The 17,913-nt window shown below is 68.1% G+C and carries 15 protein-coding genes, 1 tRNA gene and 2 pseudogenes; 7 read left to right on the top strand and 11 right to left on the bottom strand.

The window, feature by feature from the left end; genetic code table 11:
* Positions 1-3: 3 nt before the first annotated feature.
* Positions 4-990: pseudogene (locus tag HWY45_RS03015) on the bottom strand (slipin family protein); the annotation flags it as partial.
* An 867-nt stretch (positions 991-1,857) separates the two neighbouring features.
* Positions 1,858-1,930: transfer RNA gene (locus tag HWY45_RS03010), tRNA-OTHER, on the bottom strand.
* Between the two features lie 342 nt (positions 1,931-2,272).
* Between HWY45_RS03010 and rtcR the strand changes: the two genes are divergently transcribed.
* Positions 2,273-3,883 (top strand): RNA repair transcriptional activator RtcR, encoded by a 1,611-nt coding sequence (gene rtcR / locus HWY45_RS03005; protein WP_059884464.1) that lies wholly within the window; start codon positions 2,273-2,275, stop codon positions 3,881-3,883.
* A gap of 13 nt (positions 3,884-3,896) precedes the next feature.
* On the opposite strand, the gene HWY45_RS03000 is transcribed toward rtcR, so the two are convergent.
* A complete protein-coding gene (locus HWY45_RS03000) occupies positions 3,897-4,487 on the bottom strand; it encodes a nuclear transport factor 2 family protein (protein ID WP_150998599.1) in 591 nt (196 codons plus the stop codon).
* A gap of 9 nt (positions 4,488-4,496) precedes the next feature.
* Between HWY45_RS03000 and HWY45_RS37280 the strand changes: the two are divergent.
* Positions 4,497-4,616, top strand: a pseudogene (locus tag HWY45_RS37280) (MarR family transcriptional regulator); the annotation flags it as partial.
* A 74-nt stretch (positions 4,617-4,690) separates the two neighbouring features.
* Here the strand turns inward: HWY45_RS37280 and HWY45_RS02995 are convergent.
* The 4 genes from HWY45_RS02995 to HWY45_RS02980 all read right to left on the bottom strand — a co-directional run bounded on the left by HWY45_RS02995 (position 4,691) and on the right by HWY45_RS02980 (position 8,487).
* Positions 4,691-5,914 (bottom strand): IscS subfamily cysteine desulfurase, encoded by a 1,224-nt coding sequence (locus tag HWY45_RS02995; protein WP_059884463.1) that lies wholly within the window; start codon positions 5,912-5,914, stop codon positions 4,691-4,693.
* Between the two features lie 196 nt (positions 5,915-6,110).
* Positions 6,111-6,860: a class I SAM-dependent methyltransferase gene (locus HWY45_RS02990; protein ID WP_059884462.1), complete on the bottom strand. Its 750-nt coding sequence runs from the start codon at positions 6,858-6,860 to the stop codon at positions 6,111-6,113.
* Entirely contained in the window at positions 6,857-7,483 is a 627-nt protein-coding gene (locus HWY45_RS02985; protein ID WP_059884461.1) for a LysE family translocator, read from the bottom strand. Before HWY45_RS02985 ends, HWY45_RS02990 begins: the two co-directional genes overlap by 4 nt.
* A gap of 83 nt (positions 7,484-7,566) precedes the next feature.
* The gene (locus HWY45_RS02980; protein WP_059563337.1) at positions 7,567-8,487 is read right to left on the bottom strand and encodes a LysR substrate-binding domain-containing protein; all 921 of its coding nucleotides are present in this window, start codon (positions 8,485-8,487) and stop codon (positions 7,567-7,569) included.
* Between the two features lie 109 nt (positions 8,488-8,596).
* Between HWY45_RS02980 and HWY45_RS02975 the strand changes: the two genes are divergently transcribed.
* Positions 8,597-9,679, top strand: coding sequence for a tartrate dehydrogenase (locus HWY45_RS02975; RefSeq protein WP_059884460.1), 1,083 nt, complete (start codon positions 8,597-8,599; stop codon positions 9,677-9,679).
* A gap of 126 nt (positions 9,680-9,805) precedes the next feature.
* Positions 9,806-11,116, top strand: a complete 1,311-nt coding sequence (locus HWY45_RS02970; RefSeq protein WP_059807353.1) for an MFS transporter — start codon at positions 9,806-9,808, stop codon at positions 11,114-11,116.
* Between the two features lie 68 nt (positions 11,117-11,184).
* Here the strand turns inward: HWY45_RS02970 and rpsU are convergent, their stop codons facing one another.
* From rpsU to HWY45_RS02950, 4 genes are all read right to left on the bottom strand, one after another.
* Complete coding sequence (rpsU, locus tag HWY45_RS02965) at positions 11,185-11,397, bottom strand: 30S ribosomal protein S21 (RefSeq protein ID WP_059563334.1); 213 nt, start codon at positions 11,395-11,397, stop codon at positions 11,185-11,187.
* Positions 11,394-11,630 (bottom strand): hypothetical protein, encoded by a 237-nt coding sequence (locus tag HWY45_RS02960; protein ID WP_059563333.1) that lies wholly within the window; start codon positions 11,628-11,630, stop codon positions 11,394-11,396. The genes rpsU and HWY45_RS02960 overlap by 4 nt, the downstream gene beginning before the upstream one ends.
* Before the next feature lie 49 nt (positions 11,631-11,679).
* Positions 11,680-11,955 (bottom strand): hypothetical protein, encoded by a 276-nt coding sequence (locus tag HWY45_RS02955; RefSeq protein ID WP_059563375.1) that lies wholly within the window; start codon positions 11,953-11,955, stop codon positions 11,680-11,682.
* A gap of 273 nt (positions 11,956-12,228) precedes the next feature.
* Complete coding sequence (locus HWY45_RS02950) at positions 12,229-12,735, bottom strand: nucleoside/nucleotide kinase family protein (RefSeq protein ID WP_059884459.1); 507 nt, start codon at positions 12,733-12,735, stop codon at positions 12,229-12,231.
* A 214-nt stretch (positions 12,736-12,949) separates the two neighbouring features.
* On the opposite strand from HWY45_RS02950, the gene HWY45_RS02945 reads away from it, so the two are divergent.
* Genes HWY45_RS02945 through HWY45_RS02935 form a run of 3 tightly spaced genes read left to right on the top strand, consistent with a single transcriptional unit; the run spans position 12,950 to position 17,843 of the window.
* Positions 12,950-15,106, top strand: coding sequence for a filamentous hemagglutinin N-terminal domain-containing protein (locus tag HWY45_RS02945; RefSeq protein WP_059884458.1), 2,157 nt, complete (start codon positions 12,950-12,952; stop codon positions 15,104-15,106).
* Between the two features lie 8 nt (positions 15,107-15,114).
* Complete coding sequence (locus tag HWY45_RS02940; RefSeq protein ID WP_059884537.1) at positions 15,115-16,899, top strand: ShlB/FhaC/HecB family hemolysin secretion/activation protein; 1,785 nt, start codon at positions 15,115-15,117, stop codon at positions 16,897-16,899.
* Between the two features lie 11 nt (positions 16,900-16,910).
* A complete protein-coding gene (locus HWY45_RS02935; RefSeq protein WP_059884535.1) occupies positions 16,911-17,843 on the top strand; it encodes a peptidylprolyl isomerase in 933 nt (310 codons plus the stop codon).
* The last annotated feature ends 70 nt before the right edge of the window (positions 17,844-17,913 follow it).

Genomic DNA, 17,913 nt, shown 5'->3' with positions numbered 1-17,913 from the left:
CGTTCATTGCGCGGCCTTGATGTTGACCAGCCCGTTCAGCACCTGGTCGAGACCGCCGAACACCGAGATGCGGTCGATCCGTTCCGCGATCCGCTCGAGCGTTTCCAGCTCCTTGAGCCGCAGCGCGGTCGGGTTCTCTTCCATCACCTTCGCGGTGTTCAGCAGCGAACGGGTCGCCGCGGTTTCCTCGCGGCGGCGGATCACGTTCGCCTGCGCGGCCTTCTCGGCCTCGACCACCTGCGCGAGGATCGTCTTCATGTCGCCCGGCAGCACGATATCCTTCACGCCGACGCTGCGCACATCGACCCCCGAATCGGCGAGCCGCGGGAGCACCTGCGCCATCACGACCTCGTCGATCGCCTGCTTGTCCTCGAGCAGCTCGTCCAGCGTGCGCGTGCCGACGGCGGCGCGCAGCGCGAACTGCAGCTCGCGATACAGGTGCTCGACCGGCTTCTGCAACTGCCCGTATGCGCGCAGCACGTCCGCGTAGCGCCAGGTCGCCGACAGGTTCAGCCGCAGCGCGACCTTGTCGCGCGTCAGGATTTCCTGCCCGCCGACCTCGAGCGCCTGCAGTCGCAGGTCGACGAGCTCGACCGTCACGTCGCGATTGAAGCGCCAGAATGCGGACAGGCCGGCATCCAGCAAGCGCTCGATCTTGCCGTCGATCTTCAGCACGCCGACATGGTAGGCCGGCACCTGGGCCAGCAGCACGCCTTCGAGCCCCGCGACGCCGCGCGCGCGCAGCGCCGGCTGCGTCAGGCGCTTCGCCAGTTCGGCCGGCAGCGTGCCGCCCTGCGCGAGATCGATCCGCTCGAGGCGGTGCTCGATCAGGCCGCGCCAGTACAGCCGGCGCGTGCCCGGCGGCACGATCTCGACGAGCACGTCGTCCTCGTAGCGCAGGCCCGTCTCGTCGTCGGCCAGATCCATCGCGACGAAGTCGCGCGCCAGCACGTCCTGCGCGTCGTGGCGCAGGTAGTCGGCGAGCGCCTGGCTTTCCTTCCCGCCGACCTCGAGCGCCTGCTGGCGCAGGTCGACGAGCTCGACGGCCACGTCGCGGTTGAAGCGCCAGAACGCGGACAGGCCGGCGTCCAGCAGGCGCTCGATCTTGCCGTCGATCTTCAGCATGCCGACATGGTAGGCCGGCACCTGGGCCAGCAGCACGCCCGCAAGCCCCGCGACGCCGCGTGCGCGCAGCGCCGGCTGCGTCAGGCGCTTCGCCAGCTCGGCCGGCAGCGTGCCGCCCTGCGCAAGATCGACGCGTTCGAGACGATGCTCGAGCTGGCCGCGCCAGTAAAGCCGGCGCGTGCCCGGCGGCAGGATCTCGACGAGCACGTCGTTCTCGTAGCGCAGGCCTGCCTCGTCGTCCGCGAGATCCATCGCGATGAAATAGCGCGCGAGCACGTCCTGCGCATCGTGGCGCAGGTAATCGGCGAGCGCCTCGTCGGCGAGCGGCGCGTCGAGATGCGCGGTCTGCACCGTCAGACGATTGAACGGATCGAAAGCCTTGAACACACCCGGTTCGAGCACCTTCACGAAATCGCCCTCGCTCATCAGCAGCGCGCGTTCGTTCTTTTTCACAACATGACGCTTCCACATATTCTTGTCCTTTTCTTCTTGGTCCGCCGGCGGACGCGCATCGCACGGATCGGGGTGCGGCGCGAACGGGCGGGCGGGGCTTCGGGCGCCGCACTGGTGCGCGCGGCGACGCGTGCTGCATGGCGTCGTCGTGCGCGTTCGCGCGGGCCGTCGGGCCGCCCGGCCGTTCGCGCGGAACCGCGACCGGTCCGACGCGCGGCGGGCCTTGCGGCCCGCGCCGGCGGGTACTGCTTTTCATCTACGAGACTGTCCTCGCGGACAGCGTTCGAGCGGGATTTGAACCCGCTACACATCGGTTTTCACCGACTGCTCTACCCGAATGAGCTACCGAACAGGTGGGCGCCCCGGGATTCGAACCCAGGCTCACGCATCCAGCGCGCCCGTTTGCCTTCGTCCGTCCATGGCGGCATGCGCGACCGCGACGAACCGGTCAAGGTTCGGCGGCGGCGCACCAGCAGGGCTTGTGAACCCCGGCTCGCGGGCCAGCGGGACATCCGGCGCTTTTTATATAGCGAGGAGCGTGCCAGCAGGGCGGATGTCGATCGAATGTGCTTGGCAACGTATTGAATTGAAAAGGGAAATTTTTTTGGTGGGCAGGATCGGGCCGGTTCGCCGTCGATCGCGGGATCAGGAAAATCTGATACGATCCGATCGTCATTTATAAATCTGGATAAACATGCGCAAGACCGTCGTAATCGGTTTTCTCGGCACCGTGCTCGACCAGGGCGGCCGCGCACACCGCCGCTGGCAAAAGTGGCGGCCGACGGTCTCGCTGTGCCAGCAGCCGGATCAGCCGATCGACCGGCTCGAACTGCTGCATCCGCCGAGCCACGCACGCCTCGCGAACCGCTTGAAGGACGATCTCGCGCGCGTGTCGCCGCACACCGACGTGCGGCTCACGCCCATCACGATCCACGACCCGTGGGATTTCGAGGAGGTCTACGCGACGCTGCACGACTATGCGCGCGCGTATCCGTTCGATCTCGATCGCGAGGATTACCTGATCCACATCACGACCGGCACGCACGTCGCGCAGATCTGCTGGTTCCTGCTCGCCGAGGCGCGCTACCTGCCCGCGCGGCTCGTGCAGACCGGGCCGCCGGAGCGGACCGACGAGGGGCCGAGCGGGCCCGGCACGGTGTCGGTGATCGATCTCGACCTGTCGCGCTACAACCGGATCGCGCAGCGCTTCACGCGCGAACGCGACGAGACGGTGTCGTTCCTGAAGGCCGGCATCGCGACCCGGAATGCGCGCTTCAACGCGCTGATCGAGCAGCTCGAACGCGTGGCCGTGCGCTCGCGCGCGCCGATGCTGCTGGTCGGGCCGACCGGCGCGGGCAAGTCGTTCCTCGCGAAGCGGGTGTACGAGCTGAAGCGCGGCCGGCATCGGCTCGCCGGGCCGTTCATCGAGATCAACTGCGCGACGCTGCGCGGCGACGCGGCGATGTCCACGCTGTTCGGCCACGTGAAAGGCGCGTTCACCGGCGCGCAGAATGCGCGCGCGGGGCTGCTGCGCGCGGCGGACGGCGGCCTGCTGTTTCTCGACGAGATCGGCGAACTGGGGCTCGACGAGCAGGCGATGCTGCTGAAGGCGATCGAGGAGAAGCGCTTCCTGCCGGTCGGCGCGGACGTCGAGACGGCGAGCGATTTCGAGCTGATCGCGGGCACGCACCGCGACCTGCGGCAGATGGTGGCGGCCGGCACGTTCCGCGAAGACCTGTACGCGCGGATCAACCTGTGGACCTATGAATTGCCGGGCCTCGCGGCGCGCCGCGAGGACATCGAGCCGAACCTCGATTTCGAGCTCGACCGCTTCGGCCGCGAGCAGGGCGAGCAGGTGCGCTTCAACGTCGAGGCGAAGCGGCGCTATCTCGCATTCGCGGCGTCGCCGCGAGCGGCGTGGGCCGGCAACTTCCGCGAGCTGTCGGCGTCGGTCACGCGGATGGCGACGCTCGCCGATGCGGGGCGTATCACCGAGGCCATCGCCGATCAGGAGGTCGAACGGTTGACGCAAACGTGGTCGGCGACGGATAGCGCCGACGATCTCGTCGACGCGGTGTTCGGCGCGCGCGCGGCGGAACTCGACCTGTTCGACCGCGTGCAGCTCGAGCGTGTGCTCGCCGTATGTCGTGTGGCGGCGAGCCTGTCAGAGGCCGGGCGCACGCTGTTCGCGGTGTCGCGGCAGAGCAAGAAGCAGCCGAACGACGCGGACCGGCTGCGCAAGTATCTCGCGCGGTTCGGGCTGGATTGGGACGGGGTCCGACAGGCGCTCGACGCGCTGCGCTGAGCGGCGGCGTGCGTCAGGCGCCCGCGTGCATTGCGGGTTGCAGGAACGGCTGCACGAAGGTCCAGCCCAGATGGGCGGCGGCGACTTCGCCCAGCCCGCGCGCCAGCGCGTGCGGCGGCAGCCACGGATAGCCGAGCGCACCGTGCAGCGCATCGAGCCTGTCGGCGCGCGGATCGTCGATCGTATCCATCCGCACGATGTGAATGTGCAGCCGCGCGATCCGCTCCGCGCCGTCGTGTTCGCGCGCGAACTGCCAGCGATACGTGCCGTTGCCGATCCGCAGCGCGCCGCTGTCCTTCTGCCGCATCACGACGAGCCACGGCATCTCGCACGCGCCGTCGCCATTCACGTGCGGTTCGACGCACACGTAATAGGTGCGGCACCGCTCGAAACGCGCGCCGAAATCGCCGACGAGCGTTTTCGCGATCGCCGGCGCGCCGTCGACGCGCGCCGGAAAATCGATGTCGTTGCTGGCGAGCGAGAAGCTCAGTTCGGCGTCGGCGGCGAAGCAGGCCGCGATGAGTTCGGGGCGGTTCAGGTCCTTGGCGCGCAGATAGCCTTCGAGCAGCGCGCGGACGGTGGCCCGATCGGGCGATGAAAACATGGGCATTCCTCCGGCATCCAGTACTCGCTGCTCGTGTCGGTCGCGCATCTGTCCCGCGACGACGTCATCACTGTCAGCCGCCTCGCGGATCACCTGCACCTGAGCGGCGCGTTCGTCACGATCGAAACCATCGCCAACGGCGACCGCGCGACGCTCGATCTCGCGCTCATGATCGCCCTTCAGAAAAAAGCTGACGTACGCGTTCAGTGCGCCGCCCACTCGATCGCGTTCATGTCGACGCCATCGAGATGCATGTCCCACAGCGGGCTCAGCTCGCGCAGCCTGACGACGGTGTCGCGCACCTGCGCAATCACGTCGTCGACTTCCGCCTCGGTCGTGAAGCGGCCGAGCGTGAAGCGGATCGAGCTGTGCGCGAGTTCGTCGTTGCGGCCGAGCGCACGCAGCACGTACGACGGCTCCAGCGACGCCGACGTGCATGCGGAGCCTGACGACACCGCCACGCCCTTGATCCCCATGATCAGCGATTCGCCTTCGACGAAGTTGAAGCTGATGTTCAGGTTGTGCGGAATGCGCTGCGCCATGTCGCCGTTCACGTATGCCTCGTCGAGTTCCGACAGGCCGGCCAGCAGCCGGTCGCGCAGCACGCGGACCCGGCGGCTCTCCTCCATCATTTCCCGCTTCGCGAGCCGGAACGCTTCGCCCATCCCGACGATCTGATGCGTCGGCAGCGTGCCCGAACGCATGCCGCGCTCGTGGCCGCCGCCGTGCATCTGCGCCTCGATGCGCACGCGCGGCTTGCGCCGCACGTACAGCGCGCCGATGCCTTTCGGGCCGTAGACCTTGTGCGCGGTCATCGTCAGCAGGTCCGCATTCAGCGCATTCACGTCGACCGGGATCTTGCCGATCGCCTGCACCGCGTCGCAATGAAACACGATGCCGCGTGCGCGGCACAGCGCGCCGATCTCGGCGACCGGCTGCACGACGCCGATCTCGTTGTTCGCGAACATCACCGACACGAGGATCGTGTCCGCGCGCAGCGCGGCCTTGAACACGTCGAGATCGACCAGGCCGTTTTCCTGCACGTCCAGATACGTCACGTCGAAGCCTTGCCGCTCGAGGTCGCGGCAGGTGTCGAGCACGGCCTTGTGCTCGGTCTTCACCGTGATGATGTGCTTGCCCCGGCCCTTGTAGAAGTTCGCCGCGCCCTTGATCGCGAGGTTGTCGCCTTCGGTCGCGCCCGACGTCCACACGATCTCGCGCGGATCGGCGCCGATCAGCGCGGCAACGTGCGCGCGCGCTTCCTCGACCGCCTGCTCCGTCTCCCAGCCGTAGCTGTGGCTGCGCGACGCGGGGTTGCCGAACTGCTCGTGCAGGAACGGCACCATCTTGTCGACCACGCGTGGATCGACCGGCGTCGTCGCGCTGTAGTCCATGTAGATCGGACGCTTCGTCTGCTTGTCATGCATGGGGCGTGGCTCCTTGTGGCGGTGCCGTGCGCGTCGGGCGGCAGGCACCGGGATGCGGAAGCCGAAGTGTAAGTGCAGCCTTCACCCGCGCGCGCAACATCCATCCCGCGAGTAGGGGCGCTTTCAAACAGCGCTTTGAACCCGGGACTGATGTTTGCGAGAGGGGGAGAACCATGTGACGACAAGCGCGCGTGCGTCACGCGCGGCAGATCGCGATGATCTCCACGCTGGATGCGGCGTCGAACGGCGCGCCGCGCCAGTCGCCGAACCAGTCGATGTCGGCGAACCCGGCTGCGCGGAGCCGCTCGTGCAATGCGGACTGCGCAATGAAGCGCAGCCGGCTCGCATTTTTCAGCAGCGCGCCGTCGCGCGCGAAGCGATAGTGCGTGTCGAATGAGACGATCTGCCCCTCGGCGCGGCACGCATCGTGATGCACGTCCACCGCGCCGGACACGGGCGAGTGCACGGTGCGCGCGGTGCGTTCGGGCGTCCACGTGCGCCACGGTTCGATCTTCGGATTGCGCGTTTCGAACAGGAAGCGGCCGTGCTCGGTCAGCGCGCCGCGCACGTCGCGTAACGTGGCGTCGATGGCGTCGTCGGTCAGCAGGCACTGGAACGCATGCCCCGTCATCACGACGGCATCGAACGGCGGCAGCGCCGCCGCATGCGTGCTGTCGCCGCCGAGCCACTGCACGGCGTCCGCGCCGGGCTGGCGGCGCGCATAGTCGAGCATGGCGTGCGCGGGATCGATCGCGACCACCTGATGGCCCGCGGCCGCGAGCCGCCGCGCGAACGTGCCGGTGCCGCAGCCGAGATCGAGGATGCGCTGGCGCGCCGCGCCGATGCGCGACGCGTAGAACGCGAAGTCGTGATCGCCCGCGTTCAGCAGGTCGTAGATCGCGACGAGGCGCGAATCGGTGTAGAGCGTGTCGCCGGTCGACCTCATCGCTGCTGCGCGGCGACCTTCAGCCCGAGCGAGATGAAGATCGTGCCGATGATCTTGCCCTGCCAGCGCGTGAGCCACGTGAGCCGCTTCACGAGCCGGCCGAGCGGGCGGACCGAGCACGCGATCAGCGTCGTGTAGAGCGAGCTGAGCGCGACGAAGATCAGCCCGAGCACCGCGAACTGCACGAACGTCGAGCCGCGCTCCGGGTGCACGAACTGCGGCATGAACGCGAGGAAGAACAGCGCGGTCTTCGGGTTCAGCACTTCGGCGGGGATCGCCTGCAGATACGCGTTGAGCGGCGTGACGGGCGACATCTTCGGCAGCGACGGATCGGAGGGCTTCTCGAGCAGCGCGCGCACGCCGAGGTAGATCAGGTACGCGGCGCCGGCCAGCTTGACGACGTTGAACGCAAGTGCCGACGTCATCAGCAGCGCGGACAGTCCGACGGCCGCGAACAGCGTATGGACGAAATCGCCGCTCGCGACGCCGAGGCCGGTCAGGATGCCGGTCTTGCGCCCGGCCTGCACGGTGCGGCTCAGCACGAGCAGCACGGCCGGGCCGGGAATCAGGAACAGGCCGAGCACGACGGCGACGAAGGTGGTCAGCGTGGTGAGGTCGAACATGGCGGCTCCGGTGGCAATGCGACGGGGCGAGGGATCGGGGCATTGTAGTCCGTTCGCCGCCGCGTTGCCGGCGGTGCCGGCAATTAGGCCTTCTGCGAGCGCCCCAGCTCCGCCGCCAGGAACTCGACGAACGCACGAATCCGCGCGGACATCTGGTGGCGCTGCGCGTACACCGCGTAGATGTCCGCGCTCGGCGTCTCGTGATCGGGCAGCACGACGACGAGGCGGCCGTCGGCCAGATATTCGTTGATGTCCCATTCGGCGCGCATCAGGATGCCGTGCCCGTCCAGCGCCCATTTGACGGCGATCTCGCCGTCGTTGGTGGTCAGGTTGCCGTTGATCCGCACCGCGTCGGTCTTGCGCGCCGCGCCGCGGCCGCTCGTCAGCCGCCACACGCCATAGCTTTCGTCGCCCTGGCGGATGCCGATGCAGTTGTGTTTCGCGAGATCGTGCGGCGTGGCGGGCACGCCGTGCTTCGCGAGGTACGCGGGCGCCGCGCACAGCAGCCGGCGGTTCGGCGCGAGCCGCCGCGCGACCACGCGCGTGTCGGGCGGCTCGCCGAAACGGATGCAGACGTCGAATGCGTCGTCGGTGAGCGGCGGCGGCATCACCGACAACTGCAATTGCACCGCGACTGCCGGATAGCGCGCGACGAAGCGCGAGATCGCCGGCCCGACATGGCTGCGCCCGAAGCCAAGCGTTGCGTTCACGCGCAGCAGCCCCTTCGGGTTTTGCTTCGCGCTGCCGAGCAGTTCACCGAGTTCGTCCATCTGGTCGAGGATCCGGCGCGCGTATTCCAGGTAAACCTCGCCTTCGGGCGTCAGCATCATCCGCCGCGTCGTGCGGTTCACGAGCGTGACGCCCGCGCGTTGCTCCATCAGCGTGAGCCGCTTGCTGACGGCCGCCGCCGTAAGGCCGAGCTCGCGCGCGGCGGCGCTCAGGCTGCCCGACGCGGCAAGCGTGGAAAAGAAGCCGAGATCGGCCGGCTGGACGGCGTCCGCCATCGCGTCACTTGTGAATTAAAGTTAAAGATGCTTTGAGTGTAGCACCGGTTGCTGCGCTTCAAGTTGAGTACAGTGCGTTCACGATCACGATCAACAGAGGACGGAGACAATGAAGACGTACCGTATCGCAACGATTCCCGGCGACGGCATCGGCAAGGAGGTGGTGCCGGCCGGCAAGCAGGTGCTGGAGGCGCTCGCGCGCGGCAGCCGGCGCTTCGCGTTCGAGTTCGAGAATTTCGATTGGGGTGCAGACTATTACCGCGCGCACGGCGTGATGATGCCCGCCGACGGGCTGGACGCGCTGCGCGGCAAGGACGCGATCCTGTTCGGCTCGGCGGGCGACCCCGACGTGCCCGACCACGTGACGCTGTGGGGCCTGCGCCTGAAGATCTGCCAGGGGCTCGACCAGTACGCGAACGTGCGCCCGACGCGCATCCTGCCCGGCATCGACGCGCCGCTGAAGCGCTGCAAGCCGGAAGACCTGAACTGGGTGATCGTGCGCGAGAACTCGGAAGGCGAGTATTCGGGCGTCGGCGGCCGCGTGCACCAGGGGCACCCGATCGAGGCCGCGACCGACGTGTCGATCCTCACGCGCGCGGGCGTCGAACGCATCATGCGCTTCGCGTTCCGGCTCGCGCAATCGCGGCCGCGCAAGCTGCTGACGGTGATCACGAAGAGCAATGCGCAGCGCCACGCGATGGTGATGTGGGACGAGATCGCGAAGCAGGTCGCGCAGGAATTTCCCGACGTGGCATGGGACAAGGAACTCGTCGACGCGGCCACCGCGCGGATGGTCAACCGCCCGGCGACGCTCGACACGATCGTCGCGACCAACCTGCACGCGGACATCCTGAGCGATCTCGCCGCCGCGCTCGCGGGCAGCCTCGGCATCGCGCCGACCGGCAACATCGATCCCGAGCGCCGCTATCCGTCGATGTTCGAGCCGATCCACGGCTCAGCGTTCGACATCATGGGCAAGGGGCTCGCGAATCCGATCGGCACGTTCTGGTCGGTCGTGATGCTGCTCGAGCATCTCGGCGAAGCGGACAGCGCCGCGCGCGTGATGCACGCGATCGAAGCCGTGACCGCCGATCCGCTGCTGCACACCGGCGATCTCGGCGGCCGTGCGACCACCGCGCAGGTGACGGCGGCCGTCTGCGAACGCATCGAGAAAGTCGAGGTCGCGGCGTAAGCGCCGGCGATCTTCCGCCCGCGACTCGCGCATGCGACGCGAGCCGGGCAGCGGCGCCTGCGCCATCGGCGGGCGCCGAACGGCTTCACCCTACAGAGCACGGCTCGACCTCGAAGGAGGAGACATATGCAAGCCAACCTGGAATCCCGCGTCGCCCGCAAGCTGATGTGGCGCATCATTCCGTTCGTGATGCTGCTTTATTTCATCAGCTTCCTCGACCGGGTCAACGTCGGTTTCGCCGCGATGACGATGAACAAGGCGATCGGCCTGTCGCCGACCGCGTTCGGGTTCGGCGGCGGGCTGTTCTTCATCGGCTACTTCCTGTTCGAGGTGCCGTCCAACCTGATCCTGCACCGCGTCGGCGCGCGCATCTGGATCGCGCGCGTGATGATCACGTGGGGCCTCGTGTCGGCCGTGTCCGCGTTCGCGGCGGGCCCGACCAGCTTCTACGTGCTGCGCTTCCTGCTCGGCGTGGCCGAGGCGGGCTTTTTTCCCGGCATCATCCTGTACCTGAGCCTGTGGTTTCCGGCGAAGCAGCGCGCGGTGGCCGCCGCGTGGTTCATGGCGGCCGCGCCGATCTCGACCGCGATCGGCTCGCCGCTGTCGGGCGCGATCATGCAGTTGCCGCCGATGTTCGGGCTCGCGGACTGGCAGATGCTGTACATCATCGAGGCGCTGCCGGCGATCGTGCTCGGCTTCGTGGTGCTGAAGCGGATGACCGATGCGCCGTCGCAGGCGGCGTGGCTCGCGCCGGACGAGCGCGACTGGCTGATCGCGAAGCTGAAGGCCGAAGCCGACGCGCGCCACACGCACGCGGGGCATACGGCCGGCGCATGGCAGGCGCTGCGCGACCCGCGCGTGCTCGCGCTCGCGCTGATTTACTTCGGCACGTCGGCGGGGCTGTATACGCTCGGGCTGTGGGCGCCGCTGATGGTCAAGCAGTTCGGCTTCAGCGCGCTGCAGACGGGCCTGCTCACCGGCATTCCGAGCATCGCGGCCGTCGCTGCGATGATCCTGTGGGCGCGGCATTCGGACCGCACGGACGAGCGCACGTGGCACGTCGTGATTCCGTGCGTGCTGGCCTGCGTGGGCTTCGTGTTCGCGGGGCAGGCGAGCACCGCGCTGCTGACGGTGCTGGCGCTGGTGGTCGTCAACATCGGCATCAGCGCGGCGAAGGCGCCGCTGTGGGCGATGCCGAGCATGTTCCTGTCGGGCGCCGGCGCCGCCGCCGGGATCGCGATGATCAATTCGATCGGCAACCTCGGCGGGTTCGTCGGGCCGTTCGCGATCGGCTGGCTGAAGAACGTGACGGGCGGCTATGCGGCCGGGCTGTACGTGGTCGCGGGGACGCTCGCGGTGTCGGCGGTGGTCACGCTGCTGCTGAGCCGGAAGGCGTCGCAGCAGGCGATCGTGTCGGGGGTGCGGCACCATCATTGAACGGATTGCGGCGATCGCCGTGAGCGCATCGTCGCGACCCGCCGGGTGCCGATGTTCCGTCGCCGCGCTTAGTACATCTTGCGCGGCGGCAGCAGGCGCTTCGTCAGTTTGCGTTGTCTGGCCACGGCGCTGGCCTTCTTTCGCTTGCGCTCGGCCGTCGGCTTTTCATAGCTGGTGCGGCTGCGCAGTTCCTTGATCAGGCCGGTTCTTTCGATCTCCCGGCGAAATCGTCGCAGCGTGACTTCGAGTGGTTCGTTGAGCTTGGGAAGAATTGTCGTCATGCGTGATTCGGTTGGAGGTTGGATGGATGGGATGGATAACGAAGCTTTTCCATCACCGCTTCGGCCTTCGTAATGGCTTCGAATTCGGCGCAACCCGTATCGAGAAGCAGCGCGCGAACAGCCGCGAAGATCTGGAACTCGGGTTGTTGGCGAGCGATCTCGTCCGAGAGGGAGGCAGCGACGTGCTTGACTTCGTGGCGCTGGATCAACGCAAGAATTTCGTCGACGGTCATATTCTGGTTACCTCGTTCATGGCCCTGGCGCAGTGCGGATTGCGACGTGTCACGCAAGGGTCCAGCGTTCGCCGTCGTTCGTGTCGATGAGATTCTCCGCATAGCGGATCGATGCCCTGCGCGCGGCGCCTGAGCAGGAGAATGGGGCGGCATCCGCCACGCGGAACGTCAGGCTGCGCGTCAGCGTGGAATCCGTGCCGCGAAGGCAGATTTTCACCGCGGCGTCGAAGCCGTCGTCGTAATCGTGCCCGGCCGCCAGCGTGGTCGGGGAATGGGGGTAGATCAGCGGGTAGATCTCGAACCCGCGATATGCATGCATGCTCATGACGAACTCCTCGCGATCCACGGGATCGCCGCGCGAAGACAATCTTTCCTGCGCACGCCAGTCGCGGGGGAGATCGATAAGGCCGGGGGAATGAAGTAGGAGGGCGTGGCGCGTGGCTAGCGAGTGCCATGCGACGAGCAGTCAGGTGGGCAGGCGGGAGGAGAAGCAGCCACGCTGATACGGCCCATCATACCCGCATATCGGCGGAAGTCCACCGCTCATTTTGTCGAGCACGCGGGCGCAGGCGATGCGGCCCCCCGGACGCAGGCCGCTTCAACCGGTGGCACGCAAATGCGATTCCACGAAACGTGCGATCTCCGCCGCACATGCGTCCACCGGCAACCGCGACGTATCGACGAGACAATCGCTGAAATCCCGCGATGCATAGCCTTCGCGATACATCTGCGCGATTCTTTCCCGCTCCCAATCCGTCAGCACGCGCTCGCCACGGTCGGACCGCGCGACCGCTTCCGGCGGCGCCAGCGTCACGATGAACAGGCGCGCCGAACGCGCATTGCATGCCGCGCGCAGCCGCTCGTATTCCGTCTCGCCGATCGGATAGGCAACGACCAGAAAACGTTTGCGCTCGTCGGCGATGCAGCGAACGAGGCGCTCCAGCGCGATCGCCCATTGCACGTCGAACGGGGCGTCTTCGGGCGCGTCGTGATCGTCGCCGTCGATGAAGCGTGCGTCGGGCAGCGTGCGCGCGAGCGCGGCGCCGATCGCCGATTTGCCGCTGTTGATCGGGCCGTTGAGGTGGATGACGGTGAGTGGGGGCATGGTCGCGCGCGGAATGGGCTGAAGGCGGGTGTGATGGGGCGGTAATTTTAACCGTAAGGGTTGGGAAAGGAAATTTTTCCCTCCGTCTCTCTAAAGAAAGCCCGGCAGCTGCCGTTAGCGTTCAGCAGAAGCTTAAAAAGCAATACAGACAGAAAACCACACGACCAAACAACCGAGGACCGCACGGCTGGCCAAGCCGTGCGGATGACCAAGAATGGCACGCCGAGATTCGATACGGCGCGCGGGCACCGGGGGCCTGCGCGTGATCTTTTTTTGCCTGGCCGCGGCAGGTGCGCTGCCGCGCGCAGCGTCGGCCGCCGGCATCGTGCCGGACGGCGGCACGTCCACGCATGTGTCGATCGGGCCGAACGGCCGGCAGCTCGTCGATCTGGCGCCGGCCGTGGGCGGCGTGTCGAGCAACACCTATTCGTCGTTCAACGTGACGACGGCCGGCGCGACGCTGAACAACGTCGGCATCAATGCGCGCACGATCGTCAACCAGGTGACGAGCACGAACCCGAGCCTGATCGAAGGCCAGATCGACGTTGCGGGGGCGCGCGCGAACGTCGTGCTCGCCAATCCGAACGGCATCACGGTCAACGGCGGGTCGTTCGTCAATACCGGGCACGTCGCGCTGTCCACCGGCAACGTGAGTTTCCACGACCTGCAGATCGCACCCGGGCTGTACCAGCGCAACGTGCTGCTCGACACCGCGACCGGCACGATCGTCGTCGGCCCCGGCGGCCTCGCGGGCGCGCTGATCGGGCTCGACCTGATCGCGAAGAACATTCGCATCGACGGGCCGGTGCACAACACGTTCTCGTCGCCGACAGCCGGCGTGCGACTGCTCGCCGGCCGCAGCAGTGTCGAGCTGAACACCGGGCTATCGCCGGACGACAACGCGAACGACTGGCTTTCTCGCAAAGCGACGATGAACCCCGACACGGCATCGTCGTATGCGATCGACATCACGGCCGCCGGCAGCCTGACGAGCGGGCGCGTGCAGCTGATCGTCACGGACCGCGGCCCCGGCGTGCGCAGCGCCGGCCCGCTGAACGCATCGCTCGGCGATTTCACGCTGACGTCGAACGGCAGCGTCGAGCTGTCGAACACGAAGATCGACGTCGCGCGCGACTTCAGCGTGACCGCGCAGGGCGGCATCGCGCTGTCGGAGACGCAAATCAAGGTCGACAACGGCAGCGCGAACGTCGCGTCGGCCGGCGCGATCACGTTCGCCGGCAGCAGCCTGCTCGCGTCCGGCGGCGTGAAGCTGAACGGCGCCGGGATCGCGCTCGCGCCCGACGCAGCGCAGGCGCGCTCGACCATCGCGTCGTCGCAGAGCGGCGTCGTACTGAAGAGCAGCGCGGACATCGCGAACGTCGGCTCGCTCGTGCAGGGCCAGGCCGCGATCGCCGCGGATGCCGATTCGGCCGGCGCGGTGACGCTGAACGCGGCCGGCCGCATCCTGAACCAGTCGCTGCCGCAGACGGCGCTCGGCATCCTGTTCGGCGTGCAGGGCGACGTGTCGCTGACCGCGGGCGCGGACATCGTCAACCAGAATGCGCGGATCCTGTCGAACCGGAACGTGTCCGTCGTCGCCGGCGGCGACGTGAACAACGTCGTCGATCACAGCACCGGCGAGCAGAACGGCGCGGTGGTCGGATTCTCGGAGCGCGGCGGGCGCTTCCTGTTCCTGCAGCATCGCAGCGACGGCTTCACCGTCGATTACGGCGCGCTCGCGGATGCGTCGAAGCTCGCGTACATCACCGCGGATGCGGGCAACGTGACGATCCGCGCCACGAACGTGACCAACATCGGCGGCTCGATCCTGTCGAACGGCGGCGCGATCGACATCGCCGCGCGCGACCGGCTGCTGACGCAGGCCGTCTTCACGGGGCAGGCGTCGTACCGGCGCACGTGCTTCGTGTTCTGCCGTGCGAGCGCGTCGTCGAACGTGCGGGCGTTCGGTGGCGTGATCGAGGCCAACACCGACATCACGCTGAAGGCCGGCACGCAGATCACTAATACGGGCGGGACGGTGCTCGCGCTCGGCAACCTGACGCTCGACGCGCCGAAGACGCTCGCGCAGGGCGTGGCGGGTTACACCGCGATCAACCGCGACCACGACCTGAAGGCGTGGTTCGGCAATCGCTGGGCGGCGATCTACGCGGCCGATACGGGCGGCATCTTCACCGGCGGGTCCGGCAAGGTGCGGCTGACCGGCGAGGCCGACATCGAGGGCGGCGCGTTCAACGCGCCCGGCGGCGTGTCGGCGGCGGGCGGCGTGGTGACGATTCGTCCGCCGCGTCGCGAACCGATGACGATCGGCAACGGCAATCATCTGGGGCTCGTGTCTTGGTTCGGCCTGTGACGGCCCGCGTGCCGCTCGCGCTGGCCCGCGCGCTCCTGCTGACGGCAGGCGCGGCGTCGCTGCACGCGCATGCGCAGCTCGCGGGCGGGATTCCGCCGGGCATCGCCGTGCCGCGCGCCGAACAGGATCCGGCGCAGCGGCTGCTGCAGGAGCAGCGAGACCGGCAACGCAACGACGAGATCGCGCAGCCGCCCGCACAGATCGCCGTGCCCGAGCAGCCGGCGATGCCGAACCTGCCGGCCGATGCCGACGTCGAGACGCTGCCCGATGTCGCGCCGACGTTCCGGATCGACCATGTCGAATTCACCGGCGACACGATCCTCGGCCAGCCCGAACTCGATCGCATCGCCGCGCCGTTCATCGGCAGGCAGCTCGGGCGCAACCGCATCAACCTGCTGCTGCGCCGGCTGACGGAAGCGTTCATCGTGCGCGGCTACATCACGACGCGCGCCTACCTCGGGCCGCAGAACCTCGCGTCCGGCACGCTGAAGATCAACCTCGTGCCCGGCCGCGTGGCCGCGCTGACGCTGAACGGCAAGCCGCTGCGCCCGCGCGACCCGAACGAGAAGTGGTACGAGGTGCGCGGCGGCGGCCTGCTCACCGAGGCCGGCACCGCATGGGCGTTCGCGAGCGGCCCGGGCGACCTGCTGCGCCTGCCCGATCTCGAGCAGGGCGTCGACCAGATCAACCGGCTGCGCCGCAACCAGGCCGAGATCCAGATCCTGCCGGGCGAAGCGCCGGGCGATTCGATCGTTGCGATCTCCAACCGCAGCGGCGATCGCCTGCATTACGACTTCGGCGTCGACAACTATGGCAGTTCGCAGACGGGCAAGACGCGCTACCGCGCGGGCGTCGAAGCCGACAACGTGATCGGCCTGCAGGAATCGCTGTCGTTCAGCTATGTCGGCACGACCGATACGAACGCGGTCGTGTTCTCGGCGGCGGTGCCGTATGGCTACCAGACGTTCAGCTACACGGTGTCGATGTCCGAATACCAGCAGGCGATCGGCGACGTCGCGCTGCTCGAAGGCCGCACGTTCAGCCAGATGCTCGGCTGGAACAGCGTGCTCGTGCGCTCGCCGCGCGGGCGCCTGAGCGTCGACGTGACGCTCAACAAGCTGCGCACCGAACGCGACGTGAACGGCCTGCCGCTGTCGCCGCAGAACCTCACGATCTTGCGCGTCGGGCTGAACGGGCTGGCGCGCTTCGTCGCGCGCGGCCAGGGCGCCGCGGCGACCTGGGACGTCGGCGTGTCGCAGGGGCTGCCGTGGCTGTCGGCGAGTCACGATGCGTCCGACATCGGCATCGACGACGCGCACAGCCAGTTCACCAAGCTCGACGCCACCGCGACGCTGCAGATGTCGCTCGGCACGCTGGCGGGCGCCGCATGGACCTATCGCGGCACGCTGCGCGGCCAGTACAGCCGCGTGGCGATGTTCGGCAACGCGCAGATCTTCCTCGGCGGGATGAGCTCCGTGCGCGGATTCACCGAAGGGGGGATCGCCGGCGACAGCGGCGTGTTCATGCGCAACGAGGCCGCGTGGCAGAACGTGCCCGCGTGGCGGGACGCGCGCATCGAACCGTACGTGTTTCTCGACGGCGGCAAGGCGCACCTGAATGCGCAGGGCGGCTGGCCGACGCTCGTCGGCGCGGGCGTCGGCACGCGCGCGCAATGGCGCCTGAAGAGCGGCACCGTATCGGCCGAGGTGCTGCTCGGGCAGGCGCTCGCGCAGCCGGCAGCCCTCGGCAGGAAAGCCAGCGTATTGCTGGCCACACTCAACTGGACCGATTGAAGGAGAACCTCATGCATCGCCTGTCGAACCGTCGTGTCGTCGCAGCCCGATCGAACCTCGCCGCGCACGTGCGCCACATGGGCCTCGGGCTCGTCGTCGCCGCGCTCTGCGGCGTGGCCGCGCCGCATGCGCACGCGGCGAACAAGACCGCCCGCAAGGCCGCCGACGCGGCGCTCGCCGCTTCCGCGCCGTTGCCCGCCGATGCGGTGGCGAGCGTGAACGGCGTGCCGATCACGAAGGCGCAGATCGACGACGCCGTGCGCGCGGGGAAAGCGCCCGACACGCCCGCGCTGCGCGATGCGCTGAAGAACCAGCTGATCGCGCGCGAGCTGTTCCGCCAGGCCGCGCTCAAGCAGCACTACGACACGAAGCCGCAGGTCGTCGCCGCGGTCGAGCAGGCGAAGGCGCTCGCGATGACGCAGGCATACCTGCGCGACCAGGTCCGGCCGGCACCGGTGGCCGACGCCGACGTGAAGGCGCGCTACGACGCGATCGTCGCGACGCTCGGCGAGAACGAATACAAGCCGAGCGTGATCGCGGTGAACGATGCGGACACCGCGAAGCAGGTCATTTCGCGCCTGAAGAAGGGCGAGGACTTCGGCAAGCTCGCGCAGGAATTCAGCAAGGGGCCGGCTGCCGCGCAGGGCGGCGCGCTGAACTGGATTTCGTTCAAGACGCCGATCACCGCCGGCAATACGCAGAACTGGCCGCAGCCGCTCGCCGAGGCGCTCGTGAAGCTGCCGCAAGGCGGTCTCACGCGCGAACCGGTGCAGGTCGGCGATGCGTACTGGATCGTGCGCGTCGACGACAAGCGGCCGACGCAGGTGCCGGCGTTCGACCAGGCGAGGGACACGCTGCGTCAGCAGCTCGAACAGGTCGCGCTCGAGAAGGCGACCGCGCAGGTGGTGGCGGATTTGATCCGCAACGCGCGCATCCAGCAGTAAGCGGCCACGCCGGGCGTAGACCCGGCCAACCGTCGACGCGATCCCGGGCGGGGAAACCCGGCATCGCGTC

It is taken from the genome of Burkholderia stagnalis (genome assembly GCF_902830275.1).
In the GTDB taxonomy this organism is placed as follows: Bacteria; Pseudomonadota; Gammaproteobacteria; order Burkholderiales; family Burkholderiaceae; genus Burkholderia; species Burkholderia stagnalis.
The sequence above is the reverse complement of the archived record's forward strand: the minus strand, read 5'-3'. Positions and strand labels throughout refer to the sequence as shown.

Bases quoted from the DNA above. Each gene is read 5' to 3' on its own strand.
- rtcR (WP_059884464.1), top strand. From the start codon at position 2,273: ATGCGCAAGACCGTCGTAATCGGTTTTCTCGGCACCGTGCTCGACCAG.
- HWY45_RS02970 (WP_059807353.1), top strand. From the start codon at position 9,806: ATGCAAGCCAACCTGGAATCCCGCGTCGCCCGCAAGCTGATGTGGCGC.
- HWY45_RS02960 (WP_059563333.1), bottom strand. From the start codon at position 11,630: ATGACCGTCGACGAAATTCTTGCGTTGATCCAGCGCCACGAAGTCAAG.
- HWY45_RS02980 (WP_059563337.1), bottom strand. From the start codon at position 8,487: ATGGCGGACGCCGTCCAGCCGGCCGATCTCGGCTTCTTTTCCACGCTT.
- HWY45_RS02955 (WP_059563375.1), bottom strand. From the start codon at position 11,955: ATGAGCATGCATGCATATCGCGGGTTCGAGATCTACCCGCTGATCTAC.
- HWY45_RS03000 (WP_150998599.1), bottom strand. From the start codon at position 4,487: ATGTTTTCATCGCCCGATCGGGCCACCGTCCGCGCGCTGCTCGAAGGC.
- HWY45_RS02975 (WP_059884460.1), top strand. From the start codon at position 8,597: ATGAAGACGTACCGTATCGCAACGATTCCCGGCGACGGCATCGGCAAG.
- HWY45_RS02995 (WP_059884463.1), bottom strand. From the start codon at position 5,914: ATGCATGACAAGCAGACGAAGCGTCCGATCTACATGGACTACAGCGCG.
- HWY45_RS02935 (WP_059884535.1), top strand. From the start codon at position 16,911: ATGCATCGCCTGTCGAACCGTCGTGTCGTCGCAGCCCGATCGAACCTC.
- HWY45_RS02950 (WP_059884459.1), bottom strand. From the start codon at position 12,735: ATGCCCCCACTCACCGTCATCCACCTCAACGGCCCGATCAACAGCGGC.
- rpsU (WP_059563334.1), bottom strand. From the start codon at position 11,397: ATGACGACAATTCTTCCCAAGCTCAACGAACCACTCGAAGTCACGCTG.
- HWY45_RS02985 (WP_059884461.1), bottom strand. From the start codon at position 7,483: ATGTTCGACCTCACCACGCTGACCACCTTCGTCGCCGTCGTGCTCGGC.
- HWY45_RS02945 (WP_059884458.1), top strand. From the start codon at position 12,950: ATGGCACGCCGAGATTCGATACGGCGCGCGGGCACCGGGGGCCTGCGC.
- HWY45_RS02990 (WP_059884462.1), bottom strand. From the start codon at position 6,860: ATGAGGTCGACCGGCGACACGCTCTACACCGATTCGCGCCTCGTCGCG.